Source organism: Flammeovirga pectinis, from assembly GCF_003970675.1.
Taxonomy (GTDB): domain Bacteria; phylum Bacteroidota; class Bacteroidia; order Cytophagales; family Flammeovirgaceae; genus Flammeovirga; species Flammeovirga pectinis.
Genome location: NZ_CP034563.1, coordinates 268,794 through 289,452 on the forward strand (window position 1 = coordinate 268,794; position 20,659 = coordinate 289,452).

Sequence of the window (20,659 nt, forward strand, 5' to 3'; positions counted from 1 at the left end):
CTACTAAATTTTCTGTTGGTACTTCTTTAAAAACTTAACTTTTAAACCATCAGATATTTTTGTTACACCACTTGTAACAACAATGTCTCCTTCATTTAAGCCTTCTTCTACTACAAAACCTTTCGATTTTAGTTCGCCAATTTTAATTGATTTGTAATGAACTGTACCTACCTCGTCATCAATTTTGCTAACAGTATACACGTATTTTTTTCCATTGATGTCTTCTCCCACAGCATCTACAGGTACAATCATGTACGGCTCAGAAGATTTTCTTTGTACCTGAAAGGTAACATTGGCAGACATACCCGGACGTACATTTTTTGATTTTGTATCTAATAAAACAGTTACAGGGTACGTAGAAGAAACATCTGATACATACGATAGTTTAGTGACTTTACCTTTAAACTTTTTCCCTTTTACAGAAGTAAATGATACATCTACTTTGTCTCCTATCACTATTTTAGAAATGTACTTTTCTGGTATACCTACTTTAATTTCTAAATCATTTCCAGAAGCAAATTTCACTACTGGATTACCTGCCATAATATTTTCATTTCTAGAAGCTATCTTTTCTGCAATCACGCCATTCATTGGCACATACAACTTAAAATAACTCAATTCTCTACGTTTAAGGTCTTCTGTTTGCAAGCTATTCTCATATGAGGCCTTTGCACCAGAAAAAGCATTTTTAGCTTGTTCATATTCAGCTAAAGAAACGTTATTGGCTTCGTATAACTTCTTTGTTCTGTCTAAACTTGCTTTCATAGTTTCTAGTTGCACCTTTGCACTATGCGTTTGAGCAACTACTTGTTGGAAAGCAATTTTTGCATCAGAATCATCTATTGTTGCAATTAGTTGCCCTTTCTTTACAATATCTCCTTCTACTACTCGGATGCTTGTTAGCACACCACTAACTCTAAAACTTAACTGAGACTCTGTTCCTGCTTTAGAAACTCCCGCAAATGTTTGGAATGCCTCTCCACCCGAATAGAATACTTGTGAATAACGGATTGGTCTAATAATTTCTTCTTTCTGCTCTACTTCTTTAGCACAACCAAAAAGTAATATTCCTAGCGATAAGGAAAGGATTGTTTTTATAATGATATTCATGTCTTTTATTTTCTCACTTAGTTTTTAAGTAGTAAACAATACATCTTAGTGTATTATGATTTTATGAAGGACTACTTACGCTGGTTATCAAAAATTTCTTGGACTTCTTTCTCTGTGATATCTCTTTCTTCATCGGTTTTCAATAAACTGAATTCACCTACAGCTCTTTGCATTTTCATAGATGATTGTAAGAATTTATACACTGCATTAGAAGCATTTTGTTCAGATTCAAAGGCGTTGTTTTGAGCATCAATTAATTCAATAATTGATACACGGCCTTTTGAGTAGTTATCTCGTACAATATCGTGGTTTTTTTGGGCTGCTTCCATCGCTTCACGAGAGTTAGTAATATTTGTACTTGTACTCGCTAAATCTAAAACTGCTATTCTTACTTCTTGTTCCACATCTAACATTGTTTGTTGCTGTTGTGCTTCAAGTTGTAATTTATCAAATTTTGTTTTTTGGTATTGGCGGCTTTTCGTAAAACCAGAGAACAGTGGTATTTTAGCTACAACTGCAATATTCCAATTCTGATCTAACGGGTCTAATGTGGTAGATTGTCCTGGTATCATAATACTTCCCGTTCCAGCACCCCCTCTTGCTAGATATCTATTATAACCACCTTGCAATGCAACTTCTGGTATAAATCTATTTCTACTATCAGACGATTGCTGACGCTGAACTGCCAACATCTGTGATGCATATTGCATTACTATTGGTCGTTGTGTTAATGCTCTTTCTACTATATAATCAGAAATTATTAATAATGAGATGGGATCGTTTACTAAGTTAGCCATTCCGTTAGAGGCAAGGCCAGCATAAATACCATCGGTTAATTCCACATCTTTAACAAACACTTCTTCACTCATAGTTCTGTTCAAAACATTGTTCAGTACCAACATTTGTTGCCTTTCAGACAAGTTTGCATCAATAACTCTTTGTTCTGCTTGAGCTAAATTAGATTTCCAACGGTACACATCGGAGTTACCAGAATATCCTACATTTTCTCTTAACTGTGAGATCTCTAAGTTTCTTTTTGTCGACTCTAAATATCTTCTTGCAATTTTTACTTGTGTTTTTGTATAAAGTAAATTGTAGTAAGCCACTGATGCTTGATATACTACATCTAACATTACTTGCTCATTACCCGACTCTCTTGCTTCTTGAAGGTATTTTTGTACTCTAGCATTTGTAAATACTTTTTCCGAATAAATAACTTGTTGCAATTCTAATGCTCCTGTTAATTGTCTTTCACTACGAGAGCCAAAAGAGCGTTCTGCAGTTGGTTGGTCAATCCAAGTACCGTTTACAGAGGCATTAATTGTTGGCATTAAAGCAGAACCTGCTATTTTCTTTAATTCATTACCACTTAATGTACTGTATTCCGAAGCTTTGTAATTCATGTTATTTGCTACTGCTTCATCAATTACGTTTTCAAGGCTTAATTGCTCGTCTTCAGAAGGTTTTGCATCTACCCATTCTGCATTAAAAATTACATCCCATTTTGGTAAAAACTTAAGTTTGTTAGCTGTTTTAGCATTTAAAACAATCTTCTCTTCATAATTTACAACAACGGGTAATTCGCTTGCATTTTTATCTTCTTCAAAAATCCCTTCAATATTTAGTGCAAAACGTCTGGCAATAATGTTAAATTTATCTTCCGTTTTTAAACCAATCAAAGCACCTTTTTTTACACCATCTTCGCCCTCTGCTGTAAATACAGCAATTCCTCTTTCTGCTAGTTTATGAAAAAGTAATGTCTTTTTTTCAGCATTTAATTTAAATAAATACGAAGAATATACTGCATCATAAGTAGTATCTATAGAAGATAGTAACTCGTCAATATCATTGTTTACACCAAAAGTAGAAAAGTCAGCATCTAACTTTTCCATTACAGCTTCTAAAGGTTTATCTGGAGAATACAATTTATAAATATAATCATCTATTAAAACTGCTATTTTTTTAAATTTAGTTGCTTCATGAAAAGCAATTAAATCTGTTTTTAAAGATGATGCCGTTTGTACATAATTAAGGTTATTAATTCCTGTAGTACCATTGGCTTTAATTGGAACATTTTGTTGATCTGGATCAATTATTCCCCATAAAAAAGTAGGTTTCTTAAATACCTTATTTTCAATAGCAATGGTAGAACCTAAGGCACCTAAACAGATAACAAGATCAATTTCATCGTTTTTCTCGAGTTTTTGATAATTCTCTACTGCTTTTTCGGTATCCCAATGAGATACTAATTGGTATTCATCAGGAAAATTTACCTTATAAGAAGCGCCCATTACAGCAGGGACTTCTTTTTTTAAAATATCTATAAATTTAGATTGTTGGTAGATTTCTGCATCATAGATTATTCCTATATCTATTGTTTTCAAAGAGTCTTGTGCATTACAATTAACTTGAAATAATAGAATAAATAATAATGTAGATAAAAAATGAAACTGAGTTAAGTTCTTAAAAAAAGAATACATACTAATAATTTATGTTTGAGTAAGCTCTTTATAAGGTACAAAACTGAACATTAATAAGCACAAAAAAAACAAACAAGTTTAAATAAGTATGTCAAATAATATTAGATATTTATAAAATACGTTACATCGTTACTTATTGATGTAAAAAAAGTACAACGTTCTATAACATTGTACCTTTTAGTTTAGACGCTATTTTATGATGACTGTTCTTCTTTTGCCTTTTGTTTTAGTTCTTTTATTTTTGCTTTCTGTGCCTTCTTTACTTCTTTCCATTCTTTGCCTCCTACCACATATTTTTTATTGGCAGATCGCATAGTCATTATTGCTTGTGTAGTTGGGATTGGTGCAACTGCCCAAAACAATGGATTAGCCACAATAGCTAATGTCCAACCTGCAACGGCTAATGTCTGAGATGTTCTAGATTTTTTATAGCGTTTTGTGTTATAATAGTTAAGTACATGTTCATCTAAATCGTTGACCATTATATTATATTCTTTCACAAAATCTACCGTTTTATCGTAAGTATCTAAAGACTCATACCTGATGTAGTCAATATCACTTGCTTTAATTTCAACGAGCTCTTTATCTCTTTTATAGACAATAAGTTCATTTGTTGATTTTTTTTCTTTCAATTCCTTTCTAGATATTGAAACTAGTTCACCATCTTTTAAATATATATTTATATTATCTGCTTCAGTAGGAATAGATATAGCGGAAATGACCGCTTGAGTTAATACAGCTATCGGCATAATTGTAAATTTAAGTTTCTAATAAATTGTTTAACGATAAACTTTTTATTGAAATTTACCTTAAAAGGTCAAAAAGTTGGCTAATCGGATCAAAGTTATGCTTAGGAAGAGCTTAATTCCCCCCAACCCATTAAACCCAACCCTAAACACCCAAGGTTCATTCTGAATAGGGTTACTATCCTCTTCATATACAAAAGAGTATAGTAATTGAAAGCTGATGCCAAAGAAATCGCCAAATTGGTAGGTATAACCTGTTCCTGCCCTTAAAGAGGGGTACCAATGTCTTTTGTATTCTGGCTTTGTGGGGTCTGAAGCGTTCATGCCTTCTATTTCTGCATCTAAATGTGGATAGCCTTTAAAGGGTGTATATTTTGAAAATACTCTTCCGCCGTATATCCAAAGGTCTTTGTCTCCTTCTGCTCTTGAGTAGCGTAATAAGGGAGAGATGCCTATGTCTGTTTTCTTTTTTGCACCTAAGGTTTTGTACAATTGTGGGGCGACTTCTATTCCGGGGTTTTCTCCTACAGTTAAATTGATGCCTCCGCCTACTTTTAGAAATTTGCCTAAGTCTACTTGTGCATTTGGTATTTCTAACTGATCTAACTCTGGATTGGCAAAGGGAATGTCTTTTTTGGTGGATAATTGAAAAACCCAAGGGTTGTTGTCTACTTTATCTATCCATCCTGTTTTACGCATGGCAGAGGCTTCTATAGAAAATAGACGACCTACTTTTAAAGAGTACCCAGCACCTATGAGTACATCACTTTTCCAACGGGAAGCAGTTGTTTTTTCTACGCCCTCTTTTGTGATGTTTACCGAATCTGCTTCGTACAAACCAGAGTATTCTATTTGTAAATAAGGCAACCACTTTTTAGGTTGCACTCTTGTAAAAGCTCTTCCACCAAAAGACCAATTGGTATTTAGAGAGTCGTAAAGCATGGAAATATTTGGACCGATACCTACACTCCATGCTTCGCTTAATGGTAATTGTATGGAAGGAGAATACGTTACTTTTAAAGGATCTTGTTGCGATATGGTGACCGTATTGCCAATGTTTAAGGCTTTTGACAACATGCCGATGCCTTCGCCCAAAGACATATTTTGCATGTCCATAAATTTATCTAGAAGTTTTAAGTTTGGACTTTGGATTTCTTTGTTGGGATCAAACCCATTGACATTACTTTTTATGACTTGATCTATACCTTTTTTACCAAATCCCAATGTAACTCCTGCCAATATCCCCCAATCATTGTATTGGTAATGATAGTTGATATCAGTATGTAAGGTGATGATTTTATCTTTCTTATTTTTCCATGCGTAACCTCCTCCCATACTTATATAATTAGTATGTGCCTGCCATCCATGACCTAAAGTCAACATTCCTTTGCGTTGTTCTCCCAGTCGGTATTTTAGTTTACTTTCCGCTAACCAACGCTCAGCGATATCCAAGTTCAATGAATCTGTATTGAAAGAGATGTTTAACCCAAACAAGGCTTCTAGTTCCCATCGTTTGTAACGATAGCTGAGTCCTGTTGTAAGGTAAGGGGCAATACTCCAATTTTCATTTAAAGCAATATCTCCTTCTTGCACTTTTGGATTAAAGGGCATTGTTCCTACTCTACCGCCTACAAAAGGCACCAACTGTGGTACCTCTCCCATTTGCAACAGGCTGTCTTCCAATTGTTGTTGTTGGAAGAGAGCTTGTTGCTGTTTTAGTTGGGAGAGTGAGGGGTAGGTTTGTGCATGCAACACCTCTAATGTGAAAAATAATACCAAGAAGAGAATATATCTCATTTTTTGATGTTTGCTTTTTGACGTTTTGTTTTAAGTCAAAGACTTAATCAATTGGTAAGTTCGGAGTGACACTACGTTTAACACTCCGAACAGTGGGGATGTCAATTAATCACATTCAAAAAATGCTGATTGTTGTAATATATAAAAATCTAAATCATTAGATTCAATACCAAGATATTCTCCTTTGTCATGTATCAGTTTTATTTTTTCATTTGAATTTCCAATCATGACTGATAATTCTAATTCATCTGATGATAGTAATGCACTTGAATATGTTTTAATATTTTCATAATAATAATCTTTCAATCCAACCTCGACATAACTTTCTAAATGATAGGTCGTTGTATTAAATGATACTTCAATAAAAATAGCATCTTGACAAGAATATAAATTATCGAAGTGTACAACATGAAATATATCATTTTCATTTATTCTAACGGTTGTTTCTTTGTTTGAATAATCACCAAAAAAGAAAATAAAAAAAGTTAATATTTCACTAATGACCATCTGCTTCTTGTTTACCTTGATTTCTATTATAATTTGTAATTATATTAATTTGTTCTTCGGTTATTTCTGTTCCCGCTAATCTTTGTTTAGTTTATAGCATCAAATTTCCTGGAGCATCTATTTCAAGTGGATGTCCTTCTAGACCAGCTGAATGGCCAAATTCATGAGAAAAAGTTCTAAATAATGTCCCTTTTTTATTTGTAGTTTTACCTGTCCAACTCATCGCTCCTTCCGTAACTTTTGTTCCTATAAGATCTGAATTAATATATATATAATTCTGTCCAAATCCTGCTCTACCCATAATCCCTTCTCTTTCTTCTGCTCCCGGTATTGTCATAGATTCAGTTAGATATATTGCATGTTGCCCTTCTTTTAAATCTTTTTCTGTCCCCACCTCTATATCGGAAGTTACTGTTACAGACAGATCTCCTTTTTCACCACCAAAAGTTTGTTCAATACTTGAAGACATTTCTAATGCTATATTCATCATTTCAAACAAGGAATAATCCTTATGAGTATTATTTATAAGCATACCCGTAAAATGAATATTAATATTTCCATCAAGTTGTGTAACTATAATACTATCACCATTTACATCAATCCCATTAATTGGATTGTTTGCAACATATTGATATGGATTTAAATTATAATATTTCTCAGCAAATCTATCTTGGGTGAAAAATCTCCCCAAAGTAGCATCATAATGGCCCGCACCATAATCAATAAACCCAATCTCCTCCTGCTTCTCCTTTCCATTATATTGAAACTTATGATCAGGCGTTCCTTGCTTCTCAATACCCGCCATATTCATACCCAATGGGAAGTAGTGATTTTCTTGGGCGATGAAGTCGTTGAAAGTTACTTTTACCTCCTACAAAAAGATCTAATTTCGGTTTCTATCTAATTTGTTTCATGCTATATGTCTTTCAATTCTTGTTGTTGGAGGATAGCTTATTGCTGTTTTAGTTGGGAGAGTGAGGGGTAGGTTTGTGCATGCAACACCTCTAATGTGAAAAATATTAGCAAGAAGAGAGTGTATCTCATTTTTTGATGTTTGCTTTTGATGATTGTGCTTATAAGTTTGGAAACTTATTCGATAGATAAATTGAGAACTTTTCATCAAAAACTATCTTTCCTTTTCTACTTCTCCATACTTATTTAAGTGTTCTTCCTCATTTTTTAATTCATGCAAGTATGAATTTCTAGGGTAATATGTAAGTTCCCTTATGTATTCCTTTCCATGAGAAAGTATTGTTATCTTATTACTATTAGCATTCTTTATCAAGCTATCTTTTGGAATAATTTTAACATAATCATTATCTTCTTGAAATAAAAAGTAAATACTATCATTAGTAGTTGTTATAATATTATAAGAACCTCTATATTGATAACATTCTTTTACTTCATATTTAAAGGTGCTGTAATAATTGATTAAACTATATTGTCTATCCTCATTTTTTAAATCATAATTATGATAAATATTAAATACAATAAATGATGGGAAACCGATAATAAACCAGAGAATTGCTATCTTATTTTTCATTTTTTATTAGATCATAATAACTTTCAAAAACGTTTGTTGTATTCTTTTGTCCTCACATATTATAACCAGGAGTTATACCAATACCGTATGTATTATATTTTTGTTCTTTATATGGCACCGTTAAAATTAAACTTGCATTAGCAAAAGGAATTGGAAATGTATATGATAATGATAATGATTCACCTCCATAATGGTTTTCTAAACTAAAATCTTTTGCATCTCCAGTATATGTATATATATTTCCAAAAGGTGCAAGACCAAATATACTACCTTGACCTAAATTTACTCCTTCACTTGTTGTAAAAAATCTCTTTGAATCCCATTTATCTTTTCCTGTAAAAGCAAGAACATCTCCTGTCGAATAACCCTCCATTATTACAGGAGTAGCAAAGCCACTATCAACAGCATTTGGAGTAAATACATTTCTATATTCTTCTACTAAAATATCTGAGACAATTTCACGATGTTACCTGCACTTATAAATCCTTCTGCATTAAACACATCAATTGTTCCAGTATAGAATGATATGTAGAGGAGGTGTTTCAAAAATTATTTGTTTCTATTTAAAAGCCTTGTCAATTATAGAAGTAAGTAGTTCTGTTTTCTCTTAACTCCACTTACATAAGAAAAAGCTATCCCCCTATTCATATCTGATAATCCGGGTATATATTTCTTTTTCGTCCAGTGAATCTCCAAAATATGTTAACTTTTCTCTTTTGACCCAATTTTCATTGTAGTCTAACTCAAGATCATTCATTATTATAATACAAGGAGATTTAAAGTTAACACCTTTCCATTTTTCAACAGTTTTATTATTACTATACTTATATTGAACAGTATCCTTTGTGCCATTTGGGTAATTTATAAATCTATAAGTTAATCGATTATTTTGATCATATATGTCATGAAGTATTGCAAAAACCTTATTATTATAGTAATCTATTATTTCGAACGGGAGTCCGTTATCATTTAATTTATATTCAATAGAACTCTCATAATCTTTGCCATTAAAAAATAGTTTTTCATATTTATTATTAAAAAAATCATAGACAAACTTATCTCTCACAGTCACTTTGCCATTAATATATTGTCTTGATTTATATGGTGCTTTATTTTCAAACCAAACTTTCATACTATCTACTCCTAAATTTTCATAACTTTCAACCAACTCTTTAATGTTCCCTTTTAAGCTTATATCATACCAATAATATTTATTTGAATGGTCACATGATATAAGAAAAAATGCTATTGGAATAGTCTTAATTAGTATATTCTTCATTGTTATGTTTATTTAATTTTATATGTCTTTCAATAATTTCATCATATTCATTAAGAGATCTTTCAATCATAGGTCTAGAATAAGGATATCTAATTCCGGGTTTTGCTTCTATTGTATCTAAAACTATTGAATTACTATTACTAGTTTTTTTCTTGTCAGGTTGACTTTTTGGTTCGTTATTAGAACCATTTGTTCCTGGCCAACTTAACATTTCTGTCAAAACTCCAAACATTGAATATAAAGATCCTGCCATTTTACCTGCCATAGGAGTAGTATTTTTAGATATATTCTTATCAGAAAACCAACCTGTATCGGATTCTCCAAGATATAAACTTGCCTTAGTTTTCACTCCTTCTTGATTATAACTAGTACCTGTTAATCTAACACCTACAGGTATATTATCACTAGTACCAAAAGCCTGACTAATATCTGATCCAATACCATACATTACATCAGAAGCACCATAACTATAACCAGAAGCTGTCGTGAAATCCCCTTTTAATTCATTTCCATTTGTATAACTTTTTGAAGAACCATTATCGGTACTTCCCATATAAGTTAATCTTGAACTTCTATTAACATAAATTCTATCTCTTCCTTCCTTTTCAATAACATTTACACTATGTCTATTACCTCTACTACTGTTAAGAGTAATTATAATTATATCATCGGGACTCCTTCCGTCAGAATCAATAAACCCAATAACCTTCTGCTTCTCCTTCCCATTGTATTGGAATTTATGATCAGGCGTTCCTTGCTTCTCAATACCCGCCATATTCATACCAAATGGGAAGTAGTGGTTTTCTTGGACGATGAAGTCGTTGAAAGTGACTTTTACCTCCTACAAAAGGCACTAATTATGGTGCTTCTCACATTTGAAATAAGCTGTCTTTTAATTATTGCTGTTATAGTTGGGATAGTGAGGAGTAGGTTTCTGCATGCAACACCTCTAATGTGAATAATAATAGCAAGAAGAGAGTGTATCTCATTTTTTTAATTTCTATTTTAAATATAAAACTTATTCTAAAGAATAAGTTTTATTTGAATAATTTTGCTTATATAAGATCACTAATCTTGAAATAATAGAATCAGATTCGCTGTTATACAAATCTTTATATTTCAAAAATACATCATGTAAGGAGTCATTATTATTAAAGTCTGAAAAAATATACTTTGTTTTTCGTATTTTAGAATAAAGGTTTAGATAAGATACTTCTTTTGTATAAATATGTATATAGATATCTTCCTCATTGAAGAATATATTATCCTGTATTAAAATAGGAATTGAAATATCCTTATGTTTTATAATAATAGTATCACGGTCATAATAATTATAATTATGTAATGAATCTAATTCAGACAATATAAACTTCAATTCTTCTTTCAATTCCAAATATGTATTTAGATTTGAAAGATCTGCTATATTATGATTTGATTTTACATCGTTACATCCTGAAAGAAAGGATATAACGATAAATAAACTAAATATTTGAACGAGGTATTTCATAATTATCAATAATTTCTTGTAACTTTTCCATTTGATGTCTCATTTCACGCATATCTAAAATATTTAATTGTTTTTCCAATTCTTTTTCCCAATTTCTATCAAACCAATCTAATGCACGTTTAGCTTTTGTGTCTTTCCATTTCTGAATATCTTCATCATTTGAAGTATGCCATTGATATAAGCCAAAATACTTCTCATGATATTTTTATTCGGAAATAGTCCAAATTCTTCTGTATAACTATGAAAATCTTCGTGATTCCAAGTTGAAAAGTGCTCTTTAATATTATCATAACTTCCACTTGAAACTACCAATATACCCTTTTTACTCCCATTATCCGTGTATGTATTATATTGATCAATTGTTAAGTCTTTAGTAAATCTTTTCATCGCTTTAAGTGATGAAAAAGTACCTCTCATACTAGACCCACTAATGTCACTTACTACATAAACTAAATTGTAAATTTTCTGATTATTCTTAAACTTCTGAATCATACTTTTTGTAGGGCCATATTGTTGATTAATAAAAAAACACTTCTTACAGATTCATTATCATTAAAGTCGTTATGAATTGATACCTTTTCAAGACCTTCTAGTTCAAAATGTGAGGTTACCGCATTTTCACTAAAAGCATAAGTAGAATTATAATAGAAACTTTCGCTCAAAGCGATTTACATTAAAAAATCTACCAATAGTTGGATCAGCATTTTCTCCATTTAAAAGAATCCCAACCTAATTCTTCTTGATGCTCTTGACCTTGAAATTTCCACCTATGATCTGGCTTACCTTGCTTCTCAATACCCGCCATATTCATACCAAATGGGAAGTAGTGATTTTCTTGGACGATGAAGTCGTTGAAAGTTACTTTTACCTCCTACAAAAGGCACTAATTATGGTGCTTATCACATTTGTAATAAGCTAGCTTTTAATTGTTGTAGTTATAGTTGGGAGAGTGAGGGGTAGGTTTGTGCCTGTGACACCTCTAATGTGAATAATAATAGCAAGAAGAGAGTGTATCTCATTTTTTGATGATATGCTATAAGTCTAATAATTAATCAATTAGTGAGTTTTGAATGATGTTATCCCTTAACAGTCAAAATCATTCAAATTTATAATTAAAATATAAAAGTGCCATATGAGCCGTTAGCTCACATTGATAAATATAACGTATATTAATCTCATTGGTGTAAAACATTAATGACTTAAATTCATAACTATCTATTTTTTCTAGAGATTTTTCGCTTGAATTATAAAAAAAATAATCTCCATTTACAGTTTTAAAATTTACATTATAATAATATTCAAAATTTTCACTTTTTAATAACAACTCCTCTTCAATCCACTGTATTTTATTAATCTTCTTTTCAATAAGAAAATCAATGAAGTTTTTTCTTTTTTCAAAGAATTTTGATTTTTTAAAAATATTATTAATACTGAATTTACATTCAGTAGAATCAATACATTGTAATGTGTCATCTTCCCATTTTTCTAAGTCATATGATAAAGTTTTATTACTTTCATTACAGCTACTCACTATAATCAATAATAACAACATTTTGATTAACTTTTTTTCTAGAGAAATCATAACCATCAAATATTTTGTCCATTGTAAATGCTCCATATTTTGAATATTTCTTAGCCCCAACTCCATTTTTAAGGCTATTTAAGAATTTCGCTTCCTTTTCTTTTAAATTTATAGTTGATTTAGAATTATAGGCTGATGTATTTTTCACTGCAAAATATGTAGAATTAATACTTCCATCAATTAGTGTAAAACTTGATTTAAATTTTGAATTCTTACTAGGTATTTCATCATAATTCCTTCTGATATTTAGCCCAAAATAATCTCTAATATAATTTTCATTATCAACAACCTCTGCTTCAAGAAAACCTCTAGTATTAGTATCCTCCTGCTTCTCAATACCCGCCATATTCATACCAAATGGGAAGTAGTGGTATTCTTGAACGATGAAGTCGTTGAAAGTGACTTTTACCTCCTACAAAAGGCACTAATTATGGTGCTTCTCACATTTGAAATAAGCTGTCTTTTAATTGTTGCTGTTTTAGTTGGGAGAGTGAGGGGTAGGTTTGTGCATGCAACACCTCTAATGTGAAATATAATAGCAAGAAGAGAGTGTATCTCATTTTTTGATGTTTGCTTTTTGCTTGTTGTTTTAAAAAAAGAAAGTTTTCTTAGGTTATAATAAAATCGAATCTTTCAAAACTAAAGTAAATGAATCTTTATCAATTACACCATTAAAATCTTTATTTACTAAAATAGTATCTATTTCATTACCAGACGAATAAACACTTTCCAGTTTTGGATTTTTTCTTAAATCTAGTTTTGATAAATTATTGTTACTGCAATTAAGAAATATCAAGTCTGAATTAAATTCTAAATTTAACTCTCTCAAATTATTACTACTGCAAGTAATGATTTTTAAATCTGAATTAAATTCTAAATTTAACTTTCTCAAATTATTATCATCTACATGTAAACATTCTAATTTTTCATAACTTGAAAGACGGATATCATTTAATTTATTATTACTTAATGACAAAAATTCTAAATACTTAGATTCCTCATTAAACTTAATGAAATTGTTTTCAGATAAATTCAACTCCTTAATATGTACAATATTAATATCATTTATGTTATCTAGATTAACTTTAATCAGACTTAAAGAAGTCAATGAATCATGATTATTTATTATGAGATTTTTTAAATTAGGACTATCAATTAAAGTCAAAGAAGATAAAGACGGATTATTCTCTAAAGAGATATTTTGTAAATTTTCATTGTGCAAAACAATTATGTTCTTCAATAATTCATTGTGTTTTATTTTAAGTTTTTTTAGATATTGAAGTTCAACTATATCTAATCTTTTTAAAGAATTATACTTTATAATATCAACTTCAAATACAGAGCATTTAATAATTTGTAAAAGGTCTATATCCTTCAGTAATTTAATAAAATTAAGGAAGTTTTTTCCAATCCCTTTGAGATATATTTTTTTAGATTTTTTAAGTTTGTTGATATCATTACTACTTAAATAGTTAAAATCAACACTATCTTTTAATAATAGGTTCAATGATAAATATTCTTTTTCATCAGGCTCCAAATTCAAAAAATAATAGTTAAATCTAATCTCATTACATGATGTAAGATAAAACAGTATTAATATTAATAATAATTTTTTCATTCGTACTACCATGTCATACCCTCAATATCTTCTATAAACATAGTGGACACCTGATTTTCACCTCCAAATAAACGCGCGTACTCTGTTAACATTTTTTAAAAGATTTAATATGAAGATTTTTGATAACACCTCCGGAAGATTCCAAGATAGTATGGTCATCGCCTGTATTTCCAAAAGATTGTGTTAAAGAATGAGCAAAACCAGCAATAGCTATATTAACCATATTATAGTTATTTCTAAATTTATCTAATTTAATGTAATAATCATTAGGAACATGACATGAATAAAGTGCCATTTTACGTTCGATATGTACAAAAAAATACATTTGAAATTGCATATAAAAACTCTTCAATAGTTGGAGGTTTATCACTATTTAAAGATCCTTTATCTGGGTTTAAGTATAACCCAAATAAATAATTTACCTCCTCAGGGCCTTTTCCCCATCTCATCAAACCAAACTAGCACCATAATCAATAAACCCTATCTCTTCCTGCTTTTCTTTCCCATTATATTGAAATTTATGATCAGGTATTCCTTCCTTCTCAATACCCGCCATATTCATACCAAATGGGTAGTAGTGGTTTTCTTGAACGATGAAGTCGTTGAAAGTGACTTTTACCTCCTACAAAAGGCACTAATTATGGTGCTTCTCACATTTGAAATAAGCTGTCTTTTGATTATTGTTGTTTTAGTTGAGAGAGTGAGGGGTAGGTTTGTGCTTGTAACAACTCTAATGTGAAAAATAATACCAAGAAGAGAGTGTATCTCATTTTTTGATGTTTGCTTTTTATCATCTTGTTATAAGTCAAAGACTTAATCAATTGGTGAGTTCGGAGTGACACAATGCGTTTAACACTCCGAACAGTGGGTGGAATGATATGTAGAGGAGGTGTTTCAAAAAGTTTAATATTATAAACTAAAAATAATCCTATGAAAATACTTGACTTTTAAGACAGTACTTCAGAACAGAGGGGTACATTTAGTAATTGAAATCTATAAAATTATTGGAGCCTATTCATCTATTTCTAGAACTACCAGACATTCTTTTTTATCATAAAAAATACCATATATTAAATGAAATCCTAGATTTTCATCTATTATCATATAGATGCCACTTAATAAATTGAACCTGAAAATAGTTTCATTGGTCCCTAAAATTTTTTGATCGTTTAAAATAATAGTAGAATTTCCAAAAAATTGAACTACCTTTTTCCCTCCCAACATATCAATATCACAGGTTAATAATTTATGAGTGTCCTTCCATTTTGAATTATACCATCTTATCAAGAATTCATTATTGTCTATTTTTATTATTTCTCTATGAAAAAATTTCATAGTATCTAACTCGTTAATCACTAGTAAAGGTTTGTCTTGATCTTTAAAATCAAAAACTGTAGTATAAATTTTAATTGAAGGATCAGGTCTCGATACATATTTATCTAAAAAAAAATCATCTACTACTATTGAATCAATTGTTACATTATTAATTACATTACTATTTTCAAAAAAGCCTTGTTTAACTTCTGTATATAATTTCGAATCACGTCTATGTTTAAGTAAAAAATAGCATAAATATATTAAACCACTTATCAAAGTGATCACCAAAACACTTATTGCTAGCAATTTATTATTAAGTCTTCTCTTTTTCATATCTATTAATATTAGCTTTATAAGTCCCTGTTGTACCTTTCCAAGATAAATTACCACTATATATCGCCTTCTTTGAATTTATCCATAATACAAAAAAAGAGGAAAATCCATCCTGGGACCCCTACTTTCAACCGTAATTTGTTGATAATATAGTATCAACTCAATTCGTTATAAGAGCCTTTTCCAATCTAGCACTATATTTAATCAAACTCAGAAACTTCAACCAATTCCACACATTTATTCTTATTATATAGTAAACCATATATTAAGTTGTAACCAATAGTTTCATCTATCTTCATTAAATAGCAACTACGAATATTTGATTGTAAAACTGTGTTCTGATCCAAGCCAATAGCGATATTTTCACTAGTGACTATTCTTGAATTTTTAATAAAATGATAAAGCTTACTAGCTCCTAACATAGATACATCACAACTATAAAAATCAAATAGCTCTATTTCATTATAATTAATCCATGAAATTATATATTCACCAGAAATATTTTTTTCATGCTTATAATAATTCATTTTTAAAGTGTCGTCATTATTAATAATTATTAAACTTAAATTACTAATATCAACAATATCTCTTTGAGAAATTTTTGTTCTAATAATTATTTTTTGCTGATCTGAATGCAATAATTTCACTGCATATTTATCCCAAAAAAAATTATACACTTTTATTGAATCAATATAGTTAACATTTAACTCATTTTTTATGAATAAACCACTATATGATTTCTCAAATTTAATTAAGTGTCTTTCACTTTTAATTTTCAACAAATAAAGAATAAAAACAATTACCGATAGAATTATAAAATATATTATACCTCTCTGAATTTTATTTTTTTTCATGCACTTCACTATATTTATTAACATTCATTTTGTATTCACTTGTTGTTCCATTCCATGAAGAATGTTTTTTTTGAGTAACTATTGCTCTTTTTTCACTAACATTTGGAACCATTTGATGTGTATACGGATCATAAACCTCTCTAGTGTCTTTCTGATGATTATATTCATGAACCAAAGTATTTTTTATATTACTAGCCGTATTTAATAATTTATTCATTCCACCTCCTTTAGTATTAACTTCAATTTTATCATTAAATATTATCCCCCCACTCAACACATCACTACTTATCATAGGGGTGTAAACCTTTCCATTTTCTTCTACATTTTCTACAGCTGCATCACTTATTCCACTATCAGTAATTATATCTGAAATAAGACTACCATTAAGGTCATAGATATAATCATTACCTGTTGTATTTCCATCGTAGAAACTATGGTCTTCTTTAAAAGAACTTCCAATTTGTATGGTCTAGTGAAAGTTGTAACTTTCCTTGAACTGGTAACATCTTTAATAAAAATAGAGAAAAAGCTGTTTCATCTATCTCAAATTCAGCAAAAAATCGTTGGATTCTCCTTAACTTAGAGTCAAGTTTTACAGATGATGAAAAGCCTTGTGAAAGTCTATTGAAATTAACGTTTATACTTTTAAAAGACTTAAGATTATACAACAAAGACAGGTGAACCTAGCTTTATTAAGAGTTAATGTTTTGATGAAATTTCAAATAATGATGTATATTCGTTTGTGCTAATCAGATCTTGTTTAACTTTTTGTGTGGTAACTTAAAATTAAACATTTTATCTGATTAGCATTTTTTTGTCATGTACTTAGGAAATATAATTATTCTTTTCGTATTAACGGAGAAAGTGAACCAACCCCGTTTCTTAGAATGTAAATGTTATAGCTATAATTTAAATCCCATAGGATCATTCTAGATTTATCACCTGTGTCCCCAAGAAAATTAGAAAGGTAATCTAAATACATCTTTTTGCTTTTTTCTGTAAAAGAAATTTTACTTTCTGTAAGTCCATCTATTTGAATACATATCAACCTCCTATTAATAATAGTAAAATAAGGTGGGTAAAATGATTCAATTTGGTTTACGCTTTTATCAGGGTGACCATATGACTTCATAAGATTATATTGTAATACAGTATCAATTCTACTACTTGGTGGACCAACTCCGTTTCTTACTTCATAATCAATATTTAACAAGAAATATCCTTTACTATTAGAAAATAATGTGTCAGTTTTAACTTCATAATCAATTAACGAGTCAATTGAATTTATTAAAATTGAATCTTTCAAAGAAACGAACTGAATATCTGTTTCAAATATCTGAGCTCTTGAAATACCTATATTACTGAATAACAATACTAAAATTATATATTTTAAACTTTTCATTAATTAATTTTGTTGAATGAAGTTGAAGTATTACCAGTTGATTTATTATGAAAACTATTATTTGTTGAGTTATATTGTGCAACAGCCCCACAACCTATAGCCTAATGATTAATACTAGGATATTTAGTTGCCACCCATGTCCTAAAGTCAACATTTCTTTTCGTTCTTCTCCCAATCGGTATTTTAGTTTGCTTTCTGCTAACCAACGTTCAGCGATGTCCAAATTCAATGAGTCTGTATTGAAAGAGATGTTTAACCCAAACAAGGCTTCTAACTCCCATCGTTTGTAATGGTAGCTTAAACCTAAGGTATGGGGCAATGCTCCAATCTTCATCCTTCATTTGCCCACGATTGAAATCATGGGCTGATGATACACATACTCTACCTCCTACAAAAGGAAGCAATTATGGTGCTTATCACATTTGTAATAAGCTGTCTTTTAATTGTTGTTGTTATAGTTGGGAGAGTGAGGGGTAGGTTTGACCTTGTAACAACTCTAATGTGAAAAATAATACCAAGAAGAGAGTGTATCTCATTTTTTGATGTTTGCTTCTGATTGTTGTGTTTTTTTAAGGTCAATTTTTGTATTTAACTGTTTTTCTTTTTGTTAAAGTAATAAGTTCGGAAACTTATTCAATAGCCAAGTTCCGAATGACGCTAACGCTTAACAATCAGAATAGTCGGGGAACATGTGAAATTTTAAATAATCTAAAATTAGTAAACTCCAAAACTTGGTAACATACCCGCATTAGTAAAAAAATAAATTAATAGGATTGAAATGAAATAATGAATTATTATAAACTTCAAGGAAAACAATTGTTTCTTTTTATAGAAAATAATAAAGAAAAGTACATGTGATATTATAAATGCCAATTCAAAATAACTCATATATTTTGAACCTTGAGTACCTGATCCATAGAAAAAAAAGACAAGCATCACGGATATAATCTTTTGAATCACATAATACAATATTGTGGATAATATTATTAAAAATAACTTAATTTCACTCTGTAACTTCAACATCTATATTAAAATTATTTCTCATTTTTTGAACAAAATCATCTATAGTAGCTTGAGTTATTGTAATATTTGGACCCAAATAAGATTGAATAAAAGAACCAAGTTCCTGAATAAAGCCATCATTACTATGAAAACCATTATTTGTTTCTAAATTAAATACACCACCTATATCAACTCCTGATAAAGGATCAAAATCATGACTTATACCAACTGTTAGTATATTGACTACTCCTTGAATTAGAAGTAATGATATGTAGAGGAGGTGTTTCAAATATATATCAATTAATTAATTGATACTACGCCTCTATTAGAAACGGTTTCTCTTTTACCTAATTTATCATGTAACCAATCATTAAATTCCAAATATTTCAACTCATGAGTTTTAGTAATACTATCATTTTTAATAGTAAAGCTTGATGAATTAGGACTTTTGATAATTGTATCTCCATTATTAAGTAATTTCACTCCTAAACTGATAATAAGAGAATCATTGTTTTCTGAAAGGATATAATAACATCCCCTATTGAATTCTATGTTTTTCACTACATATTTTACTGAATCATAATATGTTAATCTTTTAAATGATCTAAGGTATTCAGTTACACCATAGTCACTAATAGCAAAAAAGGTAAAACCTACCAAAACTATAATAAACAAGTTTAATATTTTTTTATTTTGCATACTACAATTAATTTATGTTTCAAAAAGTGTATTTTATTTTATACTAAAAACTTATTCAATAGATAAGTTAGTACGTTGTTGTATAACAAACAATTGAATTAAAGTCATTTTACCAATTTACATTTTCAGCATAAACTTTTTCTGAAATAACAATATTTTCAAGATCATACTCTTCTATTTCATATTTTAGTCTTTCAGAAATTAGAAATCCATTTTCGATATTACATCTAATTAGGTCTAACTTCTGACTAATAATATAAGTTTCTGACTTGACAACTTCTATATTGATATTATCTTTCCTTACTCTTTTAGACAATTCAACTCTATCTTTCTCACTTTTAATGTTAAATGCATCAGTTAGTTTATTGCCATACCAATCCATTCCATAAAATTTAGTTTTCTCAAGATCTAACAAATCATAAAAAGTATTCACCAAAAAGAGATAATGAAAATCTACTTTTTCTCCTTTAGTAGAAAATACATTCGCTTCATAAAAACGATGTTCTGATAAATTATGTCTTAAAAGGATATCTTTAAATTTACTGCTAACTATGATACCGCTATTTAAGTCTAAATCAAGTATATCCACATTTTTAAATTTATCATATATGATAAAGTCATTTAAATAAGGTTGAAAATCTGGGATTCTATCTAAGTTATTAAATTCTCTTAGATCTCTAATATCAGATTCCTGTTCTATAATATCAGGAACCTCTTTTAAAACATCATTGTTTACATCAAATCTTAATTTATAATACTTCATATTTTATAAGCCTCTATATACTTCATTTAAATTACTATATCTATCATCTACAACCCCTGCATCTATTACATTTGTTTGAATTTGATTTCTCATCTTAGTTACAGTTTGAATTAAAATATT

General features: G+C 29.7%; 24 protein-coding genes. All 24 read right to left on the reverse strand.

The annotated features are described in order from the left end of the window. Positions 1-3 precede the first annotated feature (3 nt). The 24 genes from EI427_RS21535 to EI427_RS21650 all read right to left on the reverse strand — a co-directional run bounded on the left by EI427_RS21535 (position 4) and on the right by EI427_RS21650 (position 20,539). Entirely contained in the window at positions 4-1,110 is a 1,107-nt protein-coding gene (locus EI427_RS21535; protein ID WP_126618895.1) for an efflux RND transporter periplasmic adaptor subunit, read from the reverse strand. Positions 1,111-1,181: 71 nt separating this feature from the next. Then, the gene (locus EI427_RS21540) at positions 1,182-3,590 is read right to left on the reverse strand and encodes a TolC family protein (RefSeq protein ID WP_126618897.1); all 2,409 of its coding nucleotides are present in this window, start codon (positions 3,588-3,590) and stop codon (positions 1,182-1,184) included. Positions 3,591-3,784: 194 nt separating this feature from the next. Next, positions 3,785-4,339, reverse strand: a complete 555-nt coding sequence (locus EI427_RS21545) for a hypothetical protein (RefSeq protein WP_126618898.1) — start codon at positions 4,337-4,339, stop codon at positions 3,785-3,787. A 60-nt stretch (positions 4,340-4,399) separates the two neighbouring features. Beyond that, on the reverse strand, positions 4,400-6,133 hold the full coding sequence (locus tag EI427_RS21550) for a hypothetical protein (RefSeq protein WP_126618900.1): 1,734 nt from the start codon (positions 6,131-6,133) through the stop codon (positions 4,400-4,402). A gap of 105 nt (positions 6,134-6,238) precedes the next feature. Next, positions 6,239-6,640, reverse strand: coding sequence for a hypothetical protein (locus tag EI427_RS21555; protein WP_126618902.1), 402 nt, complete (start codon positions 6,638-6,640; stop codon positions 6,239-6,241). A 91-nt stretch (positions 6,641-6,731) separates the two neighbouring features. After that, entirely contained in the window at positions 6,732-7,451 is a 720-nt protein-coding gene (locus EI427_RS21560; RefSeq protein WP_126618904.1) for an RHS repeat-associated core domain-containing protein, read from the reverse strand. Positions 7,452-7,766: 315 nt separating this feature from the next. After that, a complete protein-coding gene (locus EI427_RS21565; RefSeq protein WP_126618906.1) occupies positions 7,767-8,183 on the reverse strand; it encodes a hypothetical protein in 417 nt (138 codons plus the stop codon). 52 nt (positions 8,184-8,235) lie between these two features. After that, a complete protein-coding gene (locus EI427_RS21570) occupies positions 8,236-8,556 on the reverse strand; it encodes a hypothetical protein (RefSeq protein WP_126618908.1) in 321 nt (106 codons plus the stop codon). A 267-nt stretch (positions 8,557-8,823) separates the two neighbouring features. Then, the gene (locus EI427_RS21575) at positions 8,824-9,462 is read right to left on the reverse strand and encodes a hypothetical protein (protein ID WP_126618910.1); all 639 of its coding nucleotides are present in this window, start codon (positions 9,460-9,462) and stop codon (positions 8,824-8,826) included. Then, complete coding sequence (locus EI427_RS21580) at positions 9,443-10,243, reverse strand: hypothetical protein (RefSeq protein ID WP_126618912.1); 801 nt, start codon at positions 10,241-10,243, stop codon at positions 9,443-9,445. Before EI427_RS21580 ends, EI427_RS21575 begins: the two co-directional genes overlap by 20 nt. Before the next feature lie 237 nt (positions 10,244-10,480). After that, positions 10,481-10,969 carry a hypothetical protein gene (locus EI427_RS21585; protein ID WP_126618914.1) on the reverse strand — a complete coding sequence of 163 codons (489 nt, stop codon included), beginning with the start codon at positions 10,967-10,969 and terminating at the stop codon, positions 10,481-10,483. 108 nt (positions 10,970-11,077) lie between these two features. Next, on the reverse strand, positions 11,078-11,461 hold the full coding sequence (locus EI427_RS21590) for a hypothetical protein (RefSeq protein WP_126618916.1): 384 nt from the start codon (positions 11,459-11,461) through the stop codon (positions 11,078-11,080). Between the two features lie 604 nt (positions 11,462-12,065). Further along, on the reverse strand, positions 12,066-12,551 hold the full coding sequence (locus tag EI427_RS21595; RefSeq protein WP_155523308.1) for a hypothetical protein: 486 nt from the start codon (positions 12,549-12,551) through the stop codon (positions 12,066-12,068). Further along, on the reverse strand, positions 12,493-12,903 hold the full coding sequence (locus EI427_RS21600; protein WP_126618920.1) for a hypothetical protein: 411 nt from the start codon (positions 12,901-12,903) through the stop codon (positions 12,493-12,495). Before EI427_RS21600 ends, EI427_RS21595 begins: the two co-directional genes overlap by 59 nt. Before the next feature lie 261 nt (positions 12,904-13,164). Then, entirely contained in the window at positions 13,165-14,169 is a 1,005-nt protein-coding gene (locus EI427_RS21605) for a leucine-rich repeat domain-containing protein (protein ID WP_126618922.1), read from the reverse strand. A gap of 85 nt (positions 14,170-14,254) precedes the next feature. Next, positions 14,255-14,494, reverse strand: a complete 240-nt coding sequence (locus EI427_RS21610) for a hypothetical protein (protein WP_170178569.1) — start codon at positions 14,492-14,494, stop codon at positions 14,255-14,257. A gap of 686 nt (positions 14,495-15,180) precedes the next feature. Next, entirely contained in the window at positions 15,181-15,819 is a 639-nt protein-coding gene (locus EI427_RS21615; protein WP_126618926.1) for a hypothetical protein, read from the reverse strand. A 200-nt stretch (positions 15,820-16,019) separates the two neighbouring features. Next, entirely contained in the window at positions 16,020-16,673 is a 654-nt protein-coding gene (locus tag EI427_RS21620; protein ID WP_126618928.1) for a hypothetical protein, read from the reverse strand. Then, positions 16,660-16,965: a hypothetical protein gene (locus EI427_RS21625; protein ID WP_126618931.1), complete on the reverse strand. Its 306-nt coding sequence runs from the start codon at positions 16,963-16,965 to the stop codon at positions 16,660-16,662. Before EI427_RS21625 ends, EI427_RS21620 begins: the two co-directional genes overlap by 14 nt. Positions 16,966-17,511: 546 nt before the next feature. Further along, positions 17,512-18,075 (reverse strand): hypothetical protein, encoded by a 564-nt coding sequence (locus EI427_RS21630; RefSeq protein WP_126618933.1) that lies wholly within the window; start codon positions 18,073-18,075, stop codon positions 17,512-17,514. A 94-nt stretch (positions 18,076-18,169) separates the two neighbouring features. Then, on the reverse strand, positions 18,170-18,409 hold the full coding sequence (locus tag EI427_RS21635; protein WP_126618935.1) for a hypothetical protein: 240 nt from the start codon (positions 18,407-18,409) through the stop codon (positions 18,170-18,172). A 669-nt stretch (positions 18,410-19,078) separates the two neighbouring features. Further along, positions 19,079-19,366 carry a hypothetical protein gene (locus EI427_RS21640; RefSeq protein WP_126618937.1) on the reverse strand — a complete coding sequence of 96 codons (288 nt, stop codon included), beginning with the start codon at positions 19,364-19,366 and terminating at the stop codon, positions 19,079-19,081. Positions 19,367-19,377: 11 nt separating this feature from the next. After that, positions 19,378-19,776, reverse strand: coding sequence for a hypothetical protein (locus tag EI427_RS21645; RefSeq protein WP_126618939.1), 399 nt, complete (start codon positions 19,774-19,776; stop codon positions 19,378-19,380). Positions 19,777-19,885: 109 nt separating this feature from the next. Beyond that, complete coding sequence (locus tag EI427_RS21650; protein WP_126618941.1) at positions 19,886-20,539, reverse strand: imm11 family protein; 654 nt, start codon at positions 20,537-20,539, stop codon at positions 19,886-19,888. Positions 20,540-20,659 lie beyond the last annotated feature (120 nt).

What these genes read in the sequence shown, in the direction of transcription:
- EI427_RS21610 (WP_170178569.1), bottom strand. Translation starts at nt 14,494, where the DNA reads ATGTATTTTTTTGTACATATCGAACGTAAAATGGCACTTTATTCATGT.
- EI427_RS21615 (WP_126618926.1), bottom strand. Translation starts at nt 15,819, where the DNA reads ATGAAAAAGAGAAGACTTAATAATAAATTGCTAGCAATAAGTGTTTTG.
- EI427_RS21535 (WP_126618895.1), bottom strand. Translation starts at nt 1,110, where the DNA reads ATGAATATCATTATAAAAACAATCCTTTCCTTATCGCTAGGAATATTA.
- EI427_RS21630 (WP_126618933.1), bottom strand. Translation starts at nt 18,075, where the DNA reads ATGAAAAGTTTAAAATATATAATTTTAGTATTGTTATTCAGTAATATA.
- EI427_RS21565 (WP_126618906.1), bottom strand. Translation starts at nt 8,183, where the DNA reads ATGAAAAATAAGATAGCAATTCTCTGGTTTATTATCGGTTTCCCATCA.
- EI427_RS21625 (WP_126618931.1), bottom strand. Translation starts at nt 16,965, where the DNA reads ATGATAAGTAGTGATGTGTTGAGTGGGGGGATAATATTTAATGATAAA.
- EI427_RS21550 (WP_126618900.1), bottom strand. Translation starts at nt 6,133, where the DNA reads ATGAGATATATTCTCTTCTTGGTATTATTTTTCACATTAGAGGTGTTG.
- EI427_RS21585 (WP_126618914.1), bottom strand. Translation starts at nt 10,969, where the DNA reads ATGAAATACCTCGTTCAAATATTTAGTTTATTTATCGTTATATCCTTT.
- EI427_RS21575 (WP_126618910.1), bottom strand. Translation starts at nt 9,462, where the DNA reads ATGAAGAATATACTAATTAAGACTATTCCAATAGCATTTTTTCTTATA.
- EI427_RS21650 (WP_126618941.1), bottom strand. Translation starts at nt 20,539, where the DNA reads ATGAAGTATTATAAATTAAGATTTGATGTAAACAATGATGTTTTAAAA.
- EI427_RS21540 (WP_126618897.1), bottom strand. Translation starts at nt 3,590, where the DNA reads ATGTATTCTTTTTTTAAGAACTTAACTCAGTTTCATTTTTTATCTACA.
- EI427_RS21595 (WP_155523308.1), bottom strand. Translation starts at nt 12,551, where the DNA reads ATGATTTCTCTAGAAAAAAAGTTAATCAAAATGTTGTTATTATTGATT.
- EI427_RS21580 (WP_126618912.1), bottom strand. Translation starts at nt 10,243, where the DNA reads ATGAATATGGCGGGTATTGAGAAGCAAGGAACGCCTGATCATAAATTC.
- EI427_RS21605 (WP_126618922.1), bottom strand. Translation starts at nt 14,169, where the DNA reads ATGAAAAAATTATTATTAATATTAATACTGTTTTATCTTACATCATGT.
- EI427_RS21570 (WP_126618908.1), bottom strand. Translation starts at nt 8,556, where the DNA reads ATGGAGGGTTATTCGACAGGAGATGTTCTTGCTTTTACAGGAAAAGAT.
- EI427_RS21620 (WP_126618928.1), bottom strand. Translation starts at nt 16,673, where the DNA reads ATGAAAAAAAATAAAATTCAGAGAGGTATAATATATTTTATAATTCTA.
- EI427_RS21600 (WP_126618920.1), bottom strand. Translation starts at nt 12,903, where the DNA reads ATGAATATGGCGGGTATTGAGAAGCAGGAGGATACTAATACTAGAGGT.
- EI427_RS21555 (WP_126618902.1), bottom strand. Translation starts at nt 6,640, where the DNA reads ATGGTCATTAGTGAAATATTAACTTTTTTTATTTTCTTTTTTGGTGAT.
- EI427_RS21590 (WP_126618916.1), bottom strand. Translation starts at nt 11,461, where the DNA reads ATGATTCAGAAGTTTAAGAATAATCAGAAAATTTACAATTTAGTTTAT.
- EI427_RS21560 (WP_126618904.1), bottom strand. Translation starts at nt 7,451, where the DNA reads ATGAATATGGCGGGTATTGAGAAGCAAGGAACGCCTGATCATAAGTTT.
- EI427_RS21645 (WP_126618939.1), bottom strand. Translation starts at nt 19,776, where the DNA reads ATGCAAAATAAAAAAATATTAAACTTGTTTATTATAGTTTTGGTAGGT.
- EI427_RS21635 (WP_126618935.1), bottom strand. Translation starts at nt 18,409, where the DNA reads ATGAAGATTGGAGCATTGCCCCATACCTTAGGTTTAAGCTACCATTAC.
- EI427_RS21545 (WP_126618898.1), bottom strand. Translation starts at nt 4,339, where the DNA reads ATGCCGATAGCTGTATTAACTCAAGCGGTCATTTCCGCTATATCTATT.